At 31.5% G+C, this 16,118-nt stretch carries 13 protein-coding genes and 2 pseudogenes; 5 read left to right on the top strand and 10 right to left on the bottom strand.

Annotated elements, in window-relative coordinates; genetic code table 11:
- The first annotated feature begins 111 nt into the window (after positions 1–111).
- Positions 112–498 (top strand): hypothetical protein, encoded by a 387-nt coding sequence (locus tag ACREVU_RS06870; RefSeq protein ID WP_431550877.1) that lies wholly within the window; start codon positions 112–114, stop codon positions 496–498.
- Between the two features lie 38 nt (positions 499–536).
- Entirely contained in the window at positions 537–749 is a 213-nt protein-coding gene (locus ACREVU_RS06865) for a helix-turn-helix domain-containing protein (protein WP_431550876.1), read from the top strand.
- A gap of 239 nt (positions 750–988) precedes the next feature.
- On the opposite strand, the gene ACREVU_RS06860 is transcribed toward ACREVU_RS06865, so the two are convergent.
- From ACREVU_RS06860 to ACREVU_RS06830, 7 genes and pseudogenes are all read right to left on the bottom strand, one after another.
- Entirely contained in the window at positions 989–1,759 is a 771-nt protein-coding gene (locus tag ACREVU_RS06860; RefSeq protein WP_431550875.1) for a hypothetical protein, read from the bottom strand.
- A 53-nt stretch (positions 1,760–1,812) separates the two neighbouring features.
- Positions 1,813–1,893 (bottom strand): annotated as a pseudogene (locus ACREVU_RS06855) (PC4/YdbC family ssDNA-binding protein); the annotation flags it as partial.
- Positions 1,894–1,976: 83 nt separating this feature from the next.
- Entirely contained in the window at positions 1,977–4,307 is a 2,331-nt protein-coding gene (hsdR, locus tag ACREVU_RS06850; RefSeq protein ID WP_431550874.1) for an EcoAI/FtnUII family type I restriction enzme subunit R, read from the bottom strand.
- A gap of 11 nt (positions 4,308–4,318) precedes the next feature.
- Complete coding sequence (locus ACREVU_RS06845; protein ID WP_431550873.1) at positions 4,319–5,521, bottom strand: restriction endonuclease subunit S; 1,203 nt, start codon at positions 5,519–5,521, stop codon at positions 4,319–4,321.
- Positions 5,518–6,972 carry a class I SAM-dependent DNA methyltransferase gene (locus ACREVU_RS06840; protein ID WP_431550872.1) on the bottom strand — a complete coding sequence of 485 codons (1,455 nt, stop codon included), beginning with the start codon at positions 6,970–6,972 and terminating at the stop codon, positions 5,518–5,520. Before ACREVU_RS06840 ends, ACREVU_RS06845 begins: the two co-directional genes overlap by 4 nt.
- Positions 6,973–7,670: 698 nt before the next feature.
- On the bottom strand, positions 7,671–8,618 hold the full coding sequence (locus tag ACREVU_RS06835; RefSeq protein WP_431550871.1) for a hypothetical protein: 948 nt from the start codon (positions 8,616–8,618) through the stop codon (positions 7,671–7,673).
- A 9-nt stretch (positions 8,619–8,627) separates the two neighbouring features.
- Complete coding sequence (locus ACREVU_RS06830) at positions 8,628–9,932, bottom strand: tetratricopeptide repeat protein (protein WP_431550870.1); 1,305 nt, start codon at positions 9,930–9,932, stop codon at positions 8,628–8,630.
- A gap of 182 nt (positions 9,933–10,114) precedes the next feature.
- Here ACREVU_RS06830 and ACREVU_RS06825 point away from each other — a divergent pair, with 182 nt between their 5' ends.
- The 3 genes from ACREVU_RS06825 (at position 10,115) to ACREVU_RS06815 (ending at position 11,606) form a co-directional block, all read left to right on the top strand.
- Positions 10,115–10,648: a hypothetical protein gene (locus ACREVU_RS06825; protein ID WP_431550869.1), complete on the top strand. Its 534-nt coding sequence runs from the start codon at positions 10,115–10,117 to the stop codon at positions 10,646–10,648.
- A gap of 386 nt (positions 10,649–11,034) precedes the next feature.
- Positions 11,035–11,214 (top strand): hypothetical protein, encoded by a 180-nt coding sequence (locus tag ACREVU_RS06820; protein WP_431550868.1) that lies wholly within the window; start codon positions 11,035–11,037, stop codon positions 11,212–11,214.
- Between the two features lie 11 nt (positions 11,215–11,225).
- Positions 11,226–11,606 (top strand): hypothetical protein, encoded by a 381-nt coding sequence (locus tag ACREVU_RS06815; protein ID WP_431550867.1) that lies wholly within the window; start codon positions 11,226–11,228, stop codon positions 11,604–11,606.
- 398 nt (positions 11,607–12,004) lie between these two features.
- Here ACREVU_RS06815 and ACREVU_RS06810 read toward each other — a convergent pair whose 3' ends face one another.
- The 3 genes and pseudogenes from ACREVU_RS06810 to ACREVU_RS06800 all read right to left on the bottom strand — a co-directional run.
- Entirely contained in the window at positions 12,005–13,006 is a 1,002-nt protein-coding gene (locus ACREVU_RS06810) for a tetratricopeptide repeat protein (protein ID WP_431550866.1), read from the bottom strand.
- Positions 13,007–13,162: 156 nt separating this feature from the next.
- Positions 13,163–15,478 carry a cell wall-binding repeat-containing protein gene (locus ACREVU_RS06805; RefSeq protein ID WP_431550865.1) on the bottom strand — a complete coding sequence of 772 codons (2,316 nt, stop codon included), beginning with the start codon at positions 15,476–15,478 and terminating at the stop codon, positions 13,163–13,165.
- Between the two features lie 305 nt (positions 15,479–15,783).
- A pseudogene (locus ACREVU_RS06800) lies at positions 15,784–16,118 on the bottom strand (recombinase family protein); the annotation flags it as partial.

Below are 16,118 nucleotides of genomic sequence, written 5' to 3'. Positions count from 1 at the left end.
TTGGCCGCCGACTTCCTTCAGATTCCGTCTCGCGATGGACACCCTTGTCTTAAGCTATGCACTTGGCACTATTAACCCGTGCTAGGGACTTTCACCCATTAGATTGCGCCCATGCCGGGCGCACAATCAGAAAGCCATGGTAAAGGATACCGTGCTTTCATAAATACCGTCCTTGGTTTGGTATTCAGACACTATTATATTAATAATGCTATATATAACCCTGGATTATTCATGGTAGATACTCCACTTCTTGGCTTAGATCAAGGAGTAGATGATCAAAACCCAGAAAGCATGAAAAAAGGATTGCTCCAATATTTCATTAAGCATCAATCAGAAGGTCAAACCATTATTGTAGAAAATTCAAAAGATCTTCCTGATATTGATTATGAATCAGTGGGAGCTAAAGTCATTGAGTTTACTCATGATAATTATGTAAGCAAGTATAAAGAAAGTCGATACGGTTTTCTTATTGGGGTTGTTGGCAAAGAAAATGCTTAATTATATGCAATTCTCGGCTAGATAAGGAGGTATCAATAATGCGTATTAGTTATAACAAACTATGGAAAATGCTGATAGATAAAAATATGAATAAACAGGATTTAAAAAATGCAAGTGGAATAAGTTCTGCATCAATTGCAAAGTTAGGTAAAGGTGATAATATCACTACAGATATACTACTTCGAATTTGCAAAGCACTTAATTGTGATATCTCAGATATTATGGAAATTACTCAAGAAAATGCAGAATAAGTATTTATTATAAAGTAAATAAGCCTACTCAGCTATCACTATTGGCTGGGTAGGCATTTTTTTATATCAGTTTTTATATCTATAAAGAGCCTGTAAATAATTTTAATAATAGTGCATAACTTAGAATTATAAGTATACTGTTCTATTTTATAGGATTCTTTAATCCTAATCTTTATACTCCTTCTCAACCCACCAATCATCCCTGTCAATTTCTAGAATATCATGTTTGACTGTACAACCTAGTATCTAGAATAATTTTGATCATATCTTCTTAAAACTTCGAGTGTAGCAATTTGAACAAGATTTAGTCTGAATATCGAATCATTTTCATCTGAAAGTCCAGGATGTGACCCTTCAGGATGAAGCCGTTTCCAGAAAGTTTCAAAAAAACCTTGACCATTATCTAGCCATTCATTTAACTGCTTGTAAAATATTGGTGGTTCACATTTAGATAAAGTAATTTTAGCCTCTTGACTACTTGCAGGTGTATTTCCCGTTATTTTTTTCGCCAATTTATTTAATAACTCTTCGACATAACTTCTTAATTGACTATTGCACGCTGCCCAATCACCTCGATTAAATGCATTACTGGCCTGATTGTAATGACCCTTTGCAATATCGAAATTATGTTTGTTTAGCAAATTTTCAAGTAAAGTTTCATTTTTATTAAAATCTATGTCAGTGTCAAATGTTCTAAGTAATTTACCATCATCAATTACAAACCCATCTTTTAATAGAAGTCTTCTTAATTGCGGGTAATTGATGAACTCACTAGTATTAAAGTCAAAATGGTAATCATTGGATATAGCCTTATTAAGGATATCTTCTACAATTTCATACATCAAATTATCACTTAAAATTCCATGCAGTTGAGGATTATTAATTAAATATCGACCAACGGCTAGCACCCTTTGATCTTTGCTACTACCTGTAGCTATTTCATCTAATCCATATCTAAACACATATGTATCTAAAGTCGCATGGGTATTCATGTCTCGTAATAAATACATAATATCCATTATCGTTGCTCTTGAAAACAAATAATCTCCACCTTTCCTTACTAATTAATCAGCATTAATTCCTTTTTCCATCCCTTAGCTGATTCTGAAAGAACTCCTGTTGTTTCTTTAATTTCAGATTTTATATGAAAAACGCCTAATTTTATATGTTATATTAAATTGTAATATTAAAGTATAAAAATACAATCAAAAAGTATTCATTTTAATTTTATGCAACTTTTATTTCATACAAATATTTCTGAAAAGCAATAAATGTAGTTCTTATCTTAGTAGCATCCCCAAGTTCTTTTACTGCATCAGGAATGGAATGATATTTCAGCTCCAAAAGACTCGGTAATTTTTGCTGTTCAAGCTCCTCAACTCCGCTTTCAATATACTTAGAAAGTACAAATTCAAGGAAATCCCTGTGTTTATCATCCAATCCATTAAAAATATCAGCCCTTGCCTCAGCTACTCTGGCTTCTCTGGTTATTGGTTTTACCGCAAATGAAACATATTCTAGTACATCGAATAGATCACTATTTTCAGCATCTATAAGCCGTTGTAAAATAATAAGCTCATCCTTGCCATAACCTGCATCATCTAACTTTTCAAGAAAGGTTTCTCGTGTTATTGGGTTTGACCAGATTATACGCAGCTCTTCTTCATTTTTAAAGAAATCTGGCAATGTTCCAAATAAGTTTTGCAAAAACTCTTCTGCGGAAATAGGTTTACCATCAGCACTCCAAAATGATGTAGAGATCATGTGTTGAATCTGACGATCTTTACCATCACGAAGTTTAATCTTTAGTTTTTTCTTTTTCTCTTTTTCATCTGGTGAAGGCTCGTCTGTAGTTGAATCATCATCAGGTTCTTTTGGTTTTTTAGGATCCTTTGGATCTTTAGGTTCTGGTTTTGGTTCAGGTTCTATTGGCTCACCATCCCATTCTGGGTCATTAAAATGATGATATGCGTCTACATAATCATATATTGTAAAAAATTCTTTGCCCTCAAAAAGCCTTGTCCCTCTACCAACTATTTGTTTAAACTCAATTATATCCTTAACCGGACGCATCAAAACGATATTTCTAATATTTCGAGCATCTACTCCAGTAGATAGCTTTTGAGAAGTAGTGAGAATTGTTGGAATAGGTTTTTCATTATTCCTAAATGTTTTTAAATACTGGTCTCCAAGAGCACCATCTTTTGCGGTTACCCTGACACAATAATGGGGATTATTACTGTTATTATATTGATTAATCAATTCACGTACTGCAGCCGCATGAAGTTGTGTAGCACAAAAAACAATAGTTTTTTCATTTTGATTGATTTCTGAAAGAAGTACCTGCACTCGTTTAACTTCTCTTTCTTTGATTTCAATAATTTTATTAAAATCATCTTCTGTATATATTTTGCCCTGCTCCACGTCACCCTCGATAATGTCATCATCACTTACATAGATATATTCATCAAGGGTTGTTTGGATACGTTTCACCTTGAAAGGAGTTAAGAAACCATCATTTATACCTTCTTTTAGTGAATACTTATATAATGGTTCTCCAAAATATTTATAAGTATCTGCATTTTCTTTACGTTTAGGTGTTGCGGTGAGTCCTAGTTGAACTGCTGGCGAAAAGTATTTTAGTATACCTCGCCAGTTGCCTTCATCATTGGCACCGCCACGATGACATTCATCGATAATGATAAGATCAAAATAATCTTTAGGATATTCACCAAAATAGGGCTTATCATCCTTACCACTCATAAAAGTCTGAAATATAGTAAAGAAAATACTTCCATTGGTTGGCACGTACCCATTTTTTCTAATTTCTTTAGGGTCTATACGTACCAATACATCTTCTTTAAATGCAGAAAAATCATTGAATGCCTGGGTAGCTAGATTATTTCTATCAGTCAAAAATAAAATTCGAGGTCTCCGTGAACCATCTCGTCTCAGGTTCCACCGTGTTTGAAAAAGTTTCCAAGCAATCTGGAAAGCAATAAATGTCTTTCCAGTACCTGTTGCTAGGGTCAATAACAAACGATTCTTTTCTTCAGCAATAGCAGTTAGAGTAGCATTCACAGCAATTTCTTGATAATAACGGACGCTTTTGGTACCTCCTAAATCTTCAAAAGGGATACTGTTAAATTTATCTCTCCACTCGTTCTGATCAGAAAATATTTTATTCCAGAGTTCATCTGGTGTAGGAAACTGAGCAATTAAACCCTCCTCACCGATTTTCATACATATCTGATAAATCTCAGTACCATTACTTGAATAAGTGTAATTAAGTTTCATCTTTTCCGCATAATCCTTAGCTTGTGCCACGCCCTCGCCTACTTCAAGTTCATCGCTTTTAGCTTCTATTACCGCTAATTTACAACCATTATATACAAGTACATAATCTGCAACAACTGCCTTAGCACGAGTTCCACCTGTTTGGATTTTACCCAAGGTTATATGATATTCACGAAGAATTTTCGAGCCTGGAGTAACTCCCCAGCCTCTCTCTCTTAATTTCGGATCAATAATTTCAGCTCTAGTATCAGCTTCATTCATGATTTACCCCCCTATAGTTCACCATTAAAGGCTTTTTGTAAGATTGATTTTTTCAGTTCTTCAAGGTTGTCTAGTTTTTGTTGGTAGATAGCTTCGAGTTTTTGGGTTTGTATAGATATATCTTTGATTTTAGTGACAATGCATTTTTGTTCATTTAATGGTGGAAACGGAAATAATTCATTTTCAAATGTTCCCAAATTGATATTGGCTTGTGCGCTTCCTTTTCCCTTTGCCTGAATCTTTGCTTTAAATGACTGTAATAAATATTCTACAAAGTTAATTTCAGCAAGTTTTGGGTCTAACACAATACCAATGATACTATCAGGAAAGCAAGCATCAAAGCTTAAAATTCCTGTCTCTGCAATGTTTGCAGCAATAGTTATGCAAATAGTTCCTTTTGGCCATAACTTGCTTTGAGCAAGCCCCTCATCATTATATGTTTGAAAGTATTCAGTAATGTAATGATTGCAATTTCTGATGTTACCAGTTTGAATAAATGGATACTTTCCGTTATAAAGTTTTTTGTCATTTCTTGGACGATGTCTTGATTTTCCTCGTCCAAATACATTTGATACTTGGCTTAAAGTTTTATATTGCCACTCATTCCCACAATTTACAAAGACGCTCTGCAAATACGTCTCAAAAATCTCTCGTGCGTTTTGTAGATTATTTTCAGCATTTTTTTTTGCCCTTGCAATGGCATCAAAAGCCATATCCAGAATATCAACTATATGATTTTGTTCATTGAGTGGGGGGAGTTGAATATCAATCGCTTTAAGTTTTTCTTTATTTAATGTTCTCCCTTTTATTTTCACATCGCCTTCGGTGGCAGCATCCCAATCAAAATAAGAAAGAAAGTAATATAAAAAACCTTTCGATAATTCCTCATCATTTTTAATACTTAAAGCAGCAATAGCTTCATTTGTATATAAATCTATCCCTGCGAAAGCAAGCCTTCCTAGTGTCAACTTAAAACTAACAAGTAGAGTCCCTTTTTTTACAATCTTAGATAATTTTGCACCTTCTTCAGAAATATATTCTTTACTATCCGAAATAACATTTCCATTTGTGTTTAATAAATCAGCAATCGAAAGCCAAACATTACCTGTATCTCTGGCAATATCCCAAAATTTCTTATTGCTTCGTGAAGGTGTTTTCCCTAACTCTATTTGGCAAATCTCCCACAGTTTCTTTTCTTTCCAATTAATTTTCATATCAATCCCCTGATCAAGCTGAGAATTTCAGCGCTTTCTTCATCAAATAATTTTATCTCATCCAATATTTCCTGTGGTTCACGAAGTACCTTTTTATCCTTTTTATGAGGATTTTTTACTGAAAGATCATAGTTAGTGGTATCCACATCCTCCATATTTACTAACCATGAATTTTCGGAATCCCCTTTGGCTTTCTGCAATTCCACAAATTCAGCCAAATCATTTTCATTCAATGGATTGGTCTTACCAAGATTTCTATCCAAATTCAGCTGATAAAACCATACCTTTTGTGTTGGCTCGCCTTTCTTGAAAAATAGTACCACTGTTTTCACTCCAGCCCCAGTGAATGTACCTCCTGGTAAATCTAGTACCGTATGTAAATTACAGCTTTCTAAAAGCTGCTTACGTAGGCTTACAGATGCATTATCGGTATTAGAAAGAAAGGTATTCTTAATTACAACACCAGCACTTCCACCATCTTTAAGTATCGTTATAAAATGTTGAAGAAATAAAAATGCAGTTTCGCCTGTTTTGATTGGAAAGTTTTGTTGAACCTCTGCACGCTCTTTACCTCCAAATGGTGGATTGGCAAGGATAATATCATAGCGTTCTTTTTCCTGAATATCATCAATATTCTCTGAGAGTGTGTTCATATGTACAATATTAGGTGCTTCTATTCCATGTAAAATCATATTCATAGTACCGATTATATAAGCAAGTGACTTTTTCTCTTTTCCATAAAAAGAGTGCTTTTGAAGGGTTTCCACATCACTTGTAGATAGATTTTTGCTATTTTTTAAGTATTCAAAGGCTTCCACCAAAAATCCTGCAGACCCTACAGCACCATCGTATACCTTGTTACCAATAATAGGAGCCACAACTTTTACAATGGTCTTAATGAGTGGGCGTGGGGTGTAATATTCTCCACCGTTTCGTCCTGCATTCCCCATGTTCTTAATTTTATCTTCATAGAGGTGAGACATCTCATGTTTTTCATCATGTGAACGGAATTTTAAATCATCCACTTTATTAATAACTTCTCTCATGTTGTAGCCACTCTGCATTCTATTTTTTAACTCACTAAATATCTCACCGATTTTATACTCAATGGTATCGGCACTTTCTGCATCAGTTTTGAATTTTTTAAGATATGGAAAAAGTTTTATATCTACAAAGTCTTTCAGATCATCACCCGTAAGTGCTTTATGATGATCTAATTTTCCATCTTCACCTTTGGGTACTGCCCATGTTTCCCACTTATATTCATCGCTTATAATAGCATTGTACGTTTTACCTGAAAGCTCTGCTGCCATTTTTTTATCTATTTCAAGGTCATCCAGATATTTTAGAAAAAGAACCCATGAAGTCTGCTCTACATAGTCAAGTTCACTACCGCAACCAGCGTCTTTGTGTAGTATGTCGTCAATATTTTTAAAGGTTTGTTCAAACATTTATAATCCTCCTAGTATAATCAAATTGCAAATTAACTTAATTAAAATAATTGCACCAGCCAAAACCAGCACAATTACAATTATACACTTTATTATTATATTTTCCTACAAATGAAAATAGTTTATTTCCAAATTTTGAGGGGGTCATTTTTCACATTTCTCCCACACAATTTCGCAAAACCTAAACAAATACGCAAATACCTTTAGTTTTGCGTATTTGTTAGACCCCCTAACCCAAAAATTCCCCCAACCTATCAGTCTGAGGGAACATAAAATACACTTCAATATTCACTTATAATCTTACACATGACATATATATGCCACTACACCTTGTCCACTTTGCCACTTGCCACGTGGGTGGCACCAGGCTATTTCCTCTCTATCCTTACAACACACTCAACGTGTGTTTTGGTGGTTAAGTGATAATAATACGCATTAAAATATGTTTTTCGTAAAGATGTACCCCCTAAAATTAAGGGGGTCGTGGAATTCTTTAGATTTATACTTTTACGCGATATCAATGTGATCTACTATTTTACTTTTCATATTTGATTTTTAGTTTTCTCTATTTTTAGAAACAGAGATTTCAAGTAATTTTTCTAATTTCTGTCTTTGCACAAATCACCTTGCAAAACTAGTATATTTTTTGTTTCTTAAATTATAGAAATTAAATACCCTATTAAATTCATGGATTTTAATTAATAATCATGTCTTACAAACTTATATGGTTCACTATCTATTCTTTCACTCAATTCTGCATTTTCGCCCTTAACTATCATTGTACCAATTAGATGTTCCTCACCACTATAAGTTGAATCATACTCAAACACCCATTTCCCATTTCCCTTATAATCTGCTACCCCAGAACCTCCCCTTACACTACCACCTGTACTCATAAACACAAATCTAATTTCCGCTTTATCCTTTTTGATATTGGATAACTCAACAATTGAACTACTCAAATCATTTGGATCATTTTTTCTACCTTCTTTTATTTTTAACAATGTGTCTTCTGAAATAAATGTTCCAGCACTATTTAACTTTACTTTTTCTTCCTGTTGAGCTTTTCTATTTGATTCATCTTCATTTTGTCTTTGCATAGTCTTGGTAATATCATCCTTTAATTTTTTAGCATCTGAATTATTAGCATCTACTTTTAATACATTATCTATGTATTTATTAGCATCGTCAAACTTATTAATTTTCAAGCTATCATTAGCATTATTTAAACTATCTGCTATATATGATTTCATGCATTCAATAATTTTATTTTGTGTAATTGAATATCTTTTATTGTCTTGCTTGTCTACTTTTATAAAAATATCTATAGCATCTAAATATTTTTTATCATTCATTTGTTTATCAGCCAAATCATAGTTTTCTTTTGATTTTTTTAAAAGTTTAGCAAAATCTACACTATCACTTATATTTACATCCTTTTTATAGCTTAAAGCCTCTGTGTAAGCTGCTAGAGCTTTATCATACTCTTCTACAACTATAGCTTTATTCGCTTTATTCAAAGCATCATTATATGGTTTGATTTTATTAAAATAATAATAATAAAAATATACTGTAGCCAAAATAGCTATAATACTTACTGATGAAATTAATACTTTCTTTTTAATATTAATAAAAATCATCTCCATTCTACTTAATTAATTATTTAGTTTATACTCTAATAAAATATATCTTTCACTACCATTTTCATTTATTTTTTGTATCTTTGACATAACCATTTCCACTTCATAACCATTTAAATCATCTTTGTATATCTGTTCTGACTTAGCAAAATTTAATGAATAAAAATCATATTGCAAATCAACTTTAGGATTATACTCGCTGGTATGATAATTTTTTGTATAAATAATGTATTTCCCATCACCAATATCCTCTATTTTAAAAACAACAGAATAATCTATGGGACTTTCACCATCACCATGCATTTGATAGTAATATCCATTTCTGTATTCAAGTTTATATGAACTATTCTCATCTGGTGCTATTGTTTGATGTTGAATTTTTTTTATATTAAAATACCTCTTTACTGCATCATCAATATACTCTTTTTTTAATTTATCATGTGAATCTTCAAATTCAAAACGCTTAGTTCCATGTAAAACTATTCCCCTGTAATAATTTCTATAATTATGCCGAAAGCCAAATAATATTAGCTGCCTATCAGATATTTTTCCCTCCTCAAATGATATATCAAATGAAACTTCAGCAAAATTACTCATAAAAACATTAAGCTTTCTTTGTAATTCTTGATTAAGAATTACATCCTTAAATTTCACGTTATATTTATAAGTTATTTCATTACTTATATCACTGTTATTGTTAATAATAATTATGTTTAAAGTTAAATTTCCACCCTTAGATAATCTGATTTTTTCAGTGTATTTTTGTGAGTTTTTATTTGGCTTTGTTCCATCAATTGTGTAGTATGTACTACAATTTTGGGGAACATTAATTGTTATGAAATCACCTAAATAAACGTCTCCACTATTTGGTTTAACATGGGCCACTAGGCTATTTCTAATTTCTTTTTCAGCTTCATCAATGAACTTCTCAGCTTTTCTATCTTTATTTAAAGCATAATATTTTTTTAATACTTTATATGAGTCCTCTATTCTATTTTGTTTCTTATAAAGATTACATAGTTCTATATTAGCTTCAAAGTAATCGGGTTTATTATTTATTAAACTAACAAGTTCTTTTTCTGCATCTTTATAATTATTCATTTTTATGTATGTTTTAGCTAAACCATATTTAGCTTCAGTACCTAATTTATTATTATTTACTAATCTTTTAAATATAGTAATAGCTTCTGATGTTTGCCCATTCTTTGAAAATTTATTAGCATCATTCAATTTCCTTTTATCACCATTCAAAAAAAATAACAAGCTAATAACAAATATGCATATTACTAAGATAAAAATAGTAATAATCCTTTTACTCATATAGTCCCCCTCCCTTTACATGAGCTCTCACAGAAACTCTTTAGAGCCCGTGATTGCTCATTTTTAGTATCATTAAATTTTATTAATCCCCCCATTTTTTTTGAATAAAACGCTTGGCAAGTCTGTAAAATTTTGAAAATCTCCTCCTAAAGACATGTTTTAAAAGGAGGATTATTTATTTTATGCTTAAAAACTGGGGCACTCATGATGATTATCACCAATTTATTATTTCAACTCTCTCATGTTTCTACAAAGTTTTTCCTAAAAAAATTATAGAACTTGAAAATTCTATCTCTAAGTTGTATTGTTTAGACTTAGATATTCTTAGAGAGATATTAAAACCTTATTATTCTAATACTGGTAGACCTGCGACCCTTCAACCTGAAATATTTCGTTCATTTTCTTTAATGCTTTTTCAAAAGGAAACAAGTATTACCAACTGGGTTAAAAAGCTTCATGCCTGTGAGTTACTTGCAACCTGTATTGGCTGCAATGAAAATAATGTCCCATCACTTGGTGCTCATTATGATTTTATCTCTAGATTATGGCTCTCAAGTCTGTCTACCGACAGACTCAAACTAAAAAAAACACATCCGTATAAGAAGAAACCCGCTAAAACCAAAGAACCCGGGAAAAATAAAAAGCTTCCTAATAAAAGATCAGGTGTTGTTAAAAGAATTTCAAATTATTTTGAAGCTGGTCGCTCATTTCATTAAGAGCCGAAAGGCTGCTTCAAAAAATATTCTCATTAGTTGCTGTAGAACCATCTTTTAATCTTAACCTAATAGAAAAAGCTAAACTTACAGTTGCGGGTGATGGTACTTGCGTTCACTGTAAATCTTCTTACTATGGTTCTAAAGTTTGTGACTGCCGTGAAAACGGAATTTACGATTGCAAATGCCCTCGTAGACTTTCTGACGTAAACGCTACTTGGGGTTGGGACAGTCATGAAAGTCGTTGGTTTTACGGTTATACGCTCTATGCTTTATCTGCCTATAACAAGAAATACAAGATCGATCTACCTATTTATCTACGATTTGTAGAGGCAAGCAGACACGACAGTGTCACTGGAATAGTCGCATTAGCTGAATTTAGAGAACTGTTGCCGCAGTTCAATATATCAAATTATGTTCTTGACTCAGCTAATGATAACTATGCTACATATGAATTATGTTCTAAATGGAACATTAATCCCTTTATTGATCTGAACTCCAAAAACAAGGAAAATCCAAAATACCCAGCTGTTCTAGATATTAATAAAAAGGATTTCCTATCTGTATAGGTGGCCATGAAATGATCTATAACGGTTATGAAAAAAGTCGTTCACGCCTTAAATGGCACTGCCCTTTAGTTTTAAAAAAGGTTGATAGTTGCTCTTGTTGTGAACAGTGCTCACCTTCACCTTATGGGCGAGTAATCTATACTAAACCATCATGGGACTTGCGGTTATTTACTACTGTGCCTCGCGGCTCAAAACAATGGAAAACTATTTATAAAATTAGAACTTGTTCAGAACGTATAAATAATCGTATTCTGAATGATTATAGAATTCATTCTTTACGAATATACGGTAAAAAACGTTATTCATTTATGACTATGATTGCTGGAATTAATATTCATCTAGATGCAAGACTTAAAGTTTCAGGTTTTAGTATTTTAAATATACTAGTGTAGCTATTTAGCAATTAAATATTTTTTATTGAAATTCCTGCATCGTGCAGGCTTGTTTGCTATACCTATTTTTATCGCTACTTGCTCTCTCAACATAAAATTTATAGTTCTAGACGACTCCATACAAATTCAAGTTTTATTTATTAGTTCCGTGAGTACTCTACATGAATGTTTTTATACTCCTCTTACCTACTTACTGCTTTTTTCCTACACATATAAGTAATAACTAACTTATAAAATAATAAATTGCAATTAAAGACATCTAAACCTGGTTAAGCTATCTGTCTATCATTACATATAAAAAGACTTCCCTTATTTTGATTTACTTTACTGTTTTATTTAGCACTTGTTTTTAACTTAGAATTTTCTACCCCTGGATTATTACACTTAAATTTACCACACTACATAAAATGTCCATTTAATTGTAGTATACTACCATCTTTATAAAAAGCCTTATTATTTTTGATAGAGTCTTTTACTTCGTTACCATCAAATACTTTACCGTCTACATCCCTTATATCCCAATCATATCCATTTCCACCACCGTAATAAGTTCCTAGATCTATAGAATAAACTGAATAAGCTAATTTGCCGTTTATAGTTATATCGGGTTCAGCAATTTTCCAATCAGAGTCTTCCCATTTTCCTGTTCCTATCGATACGAAAACATAACCACCATATTTCTCCAGAAATTCATCTGATAATGGTGCTGAATGGTTTAATAAATCAGGCATTGATTTATCATTCACATTTAAAATTACGTATTTGTTAAATCCAAATTTTCTTCGTAACTCACCAAGTGATGCAATTCCATTTTTCTTTAAGTCTTGTTCTTTTTTCTTATAAGCTTCAATATCTTTTTGCTTTTGAAGTACCTTTGCAATATCATCCTTTAATTTAAGTCCATCAGCATTAGCAGCATCAACCTTAAATATATCCGCTAAAACCTTATTGGCATCATCAAGTTTATTGTTTTTTAAATCATCGTTAGCAATATTAAATTTATCCGTGATATATAATTTCTTACATCCAATTATTTTATTTTGAGAATCAACATACTTTTTAACATCTAGCTTGTCTACTTTTTTAAATGTATCTGCTGCGTCTAAATATTGTTTATCACTCATTTGTTTCACAGCTTTATCATATGTTAATTTTGATGCTTTTAGCACTTTAGCAAGTTCTATTTGTTTATTAATATTAGCATCATTTTTACATTTAAAAGCTTCTTGATATGATTGTACAGCTTTATCATATTGTTCTTTACTAACATAAGTATTTGCCTGACTCAAATATTTTTTATAGTTTTGATTAGTATTGTAACTCTTAACACCAATAAATGACCCAGTACCAATTACAACTAATATTATAGATATAATTACTATTTTTAAATTCTTTTTCACTCCCCATACCCCTTTATTGTTTTATATTAAATAAACAAATATAGAGTTTTAAGTTCAACTATTAACTTATGCATCCATTAAATCCATTTATATCTATAAGATATTATGATAAATAAGTTAAGATTAAAATCTAAAACTCTATATTTGTATATTTTTTTATTTGTTAAACAGTTTTTTAATTATATTATCACTCACAGCACCTTGTTGCCCAAATACATATACATTATTTACCTGAATAAGATTTTGACTTGCGTATTGAGTTGTTATATCTTGTAAATCACTATTATCTACAAGAACTATAGCCGAAGAAAGCATTGTTGCGAGTGATGAACCAGAAAGTGCATCAGCGAACTTTTTTCCTGTAGCAATACATATGTTGCTAAAATCTATATCGTTTTGAAATCTTTTTATAATATTAATATTTCTTTCATATTGGTTTCTACCGAGTATTCTTTCGGGGTTTGGAAGCTTACTTTCTACATTATCACTTACTAAATCTGTATCACCCAAAATATAAGTTTTACTGAAATTTCTCGCATTTATAAAAGTATTTGTAGAGTCCGGTAAAGTATCTTTATTAGTTAAAAGTATAGGAATTCCTTTTTTTGCAGCAATTGAAGAAGCTGATAATGCGTCTGACCATTGATTTCCATTCGTTATCATTATCTCTCCTGATAAGGCTCCTAATTTTTGAGCTATTTTAACTGAAGTTTCATATCTATCTTTACCTCCAAGTCTTTCTGTAGTTATACCTATTGAATTGAATTGTTTTTCAACTGTTTCGGATACAACTCCAATACCACCAGCTATAAAAATATGATTAATATTTAATCTTTTAATCTCAGTTAATACACTTTGAGGAATTAACTCACGCTTAGTTAACAGAATTGGTGCATTGTATTTTTTAGCAAGCGGAGCTGCACTTAACGCATCAGGATAATCACTACCAGTTGCAATAACCGCATAAGTTGAGCTTTTTTTCCATCCTGCTTGGGAAATAACTGTTGATGTATCATACCTATCAGCCCCACCAAGTCTTATGGTACCTAATGTACTACTTGTAATATCATTATTCACTATATCTATAGTAAATACACTATATTGAGTGCCGTCACTACCTGATGCTGTTATCGTTACTGTTCCATTTTTTAAACCTGTAACAATTCCTTTACTTACTGTGGCAATACTATTCTCGCTACTTTTCCATGTTATATTATTTGAAATATTGGAACTCAAATTTAAATAATTTGTTAAATTAGTGTTTTGACCGTTACGAATAACTAAATTTTCCTTCTTAAGTTCTACATTTATAGTAAATACTCCATACTGTGTTCCATCTTTTTCCACAGCAGTTACTGTTGTTATTCCTGTCCCTATAGCTGATACTACTCCATTATTTACAGTTGCGACAGCTGTATTACTACTTTGCCAGGTTAGGTTAGTTCCGTTTAAACTTAAATACTTTGTTAAGTTTAAATCACTTCCATTGTTCACCAAGATTGTTTGCTTTATTGTTTGTGCAAGGCTAAATTTTTGTATGCAGCTACCAGAAATACTTCTAGTCCATATATAAATATTTCCTGAACCATCCGCCGCTATTGGTGCTTGTAAATAGTGTTCTTGACCATTTGATTGATTAGGTACCCATTGAGTTAAGTAATTTCCATTCGAATCAAATTTTTGTATACACTTATTCTTAAAGTCGGTTACATATATATTTCCTGAGTTATCAACGGTAATTCCTGTAAATTTATATTCACCCTTTACTGAACAATCAGTTTCCCATTTAGCTAGAGATTTTCCATTTGGATCAAATTTTTCTATATAGCTACTAAGGTATATAATTGTATCATCCGTAAGCATGTTGGTTCCTCCAGAATAAGCAACATAAACATTACCTAAAATATCTGTTGCTAAACTTCCATTGGATTTTACTTCCCATTGAGTGATATATTTCCCATTCGAATTAAATTTTTGTATACGACTTGGTTTTCTACCACCAGAATTTCCAGAGCATATATAAACATTTCCTAAAGTATCAACCGCAATTCCATTTATTTCTACCCCTTTATTAAATTGTAATCCCTCAACACTCCATTTGGTTATATATTTACCATTTGAATCGTATTTTATTACCCCTATATTCCCCCAACCATCGTCACCAACACCTGCAATTGAATAAACATTTCCTAAATGATCTACTGCTGCACAAATTGTATAACCTCCAAATTTAATTATACTCTTTCCATCTGAATTAAATTTTTCAATACATTGAGCATGTGCATCAACAAAATAAAAATTCCCTGAAGCATCTACTGACATTGAAAGCGGAAAATCATACTTGTTTTTCCATTCATTTATGTATTTATATGTATCTTGAGCCTTAACTTTAGTTACATTTAGAATATTTAGCATTATAAATATAGCCGTAAAAAAAATTGATAATACCCTCTTATTTTTTCTTATTTTCATTAGTAAACCCCCTTGTATTTTTAATATCTTTACTACTTTCACTATTTATTTGTATATTCTACATAATTTCCAAAAATCCTCTATTATTCCACTTTTATATATCTTAGATTTTGCATCTTTTTTTTATTGAATTATTAACACAGATATTCTAACCATTTTAACACGTCAATTGATGGCAAATTAATCTAGTAATGCTTGTTTTAACCCTTCAAAAGTTTTAGATATTGTAAAAATGAAGTTAGTTATAACCTAAATAGCCAGTCAAAGTGAATCTAAATCACTTCAACTGGCTCCATCAAAATCCTCTATTCAATTAGAACTTCTATTTCAGTTCCATCAAGCAAAGTTACAATAATCTTATTCCCTTCATATACTATCATTTTCTCGATTAGTTTGAAATGTATATCTATATCAAACTCTTTTAATAATTCTGCATCAGCTATCATTTTTATAAACTGCTTTACCTTATATCTTTGAAGCAAATTCTCACTCTGCGCCTGTGCCTTCCACTTCTCCATAAAATAATCCTTATTTTCAATCATAGCATTAAACGTGTTTATAAAGGCTTGGTATAAAACCTTATCATCTATATGCTTATTCTCACAACTTTTTTTTCCCTTTACTTCATACTTTTTATTGC

Origin of the sequence: Clostridium sp. (assembly GCF_050717535.1) — a bacterium.
Taxonomy (GTDB): Bacteria; Bacillota; Clostridia; order Clostridiales; family Clostridiaceae; genus Clostridium_AD.
The sequence above is the reverse complement of the archived record's forward strand: the minus strand, read 5'-3'. Positions and strand labels throughout refer to the sequence as shown.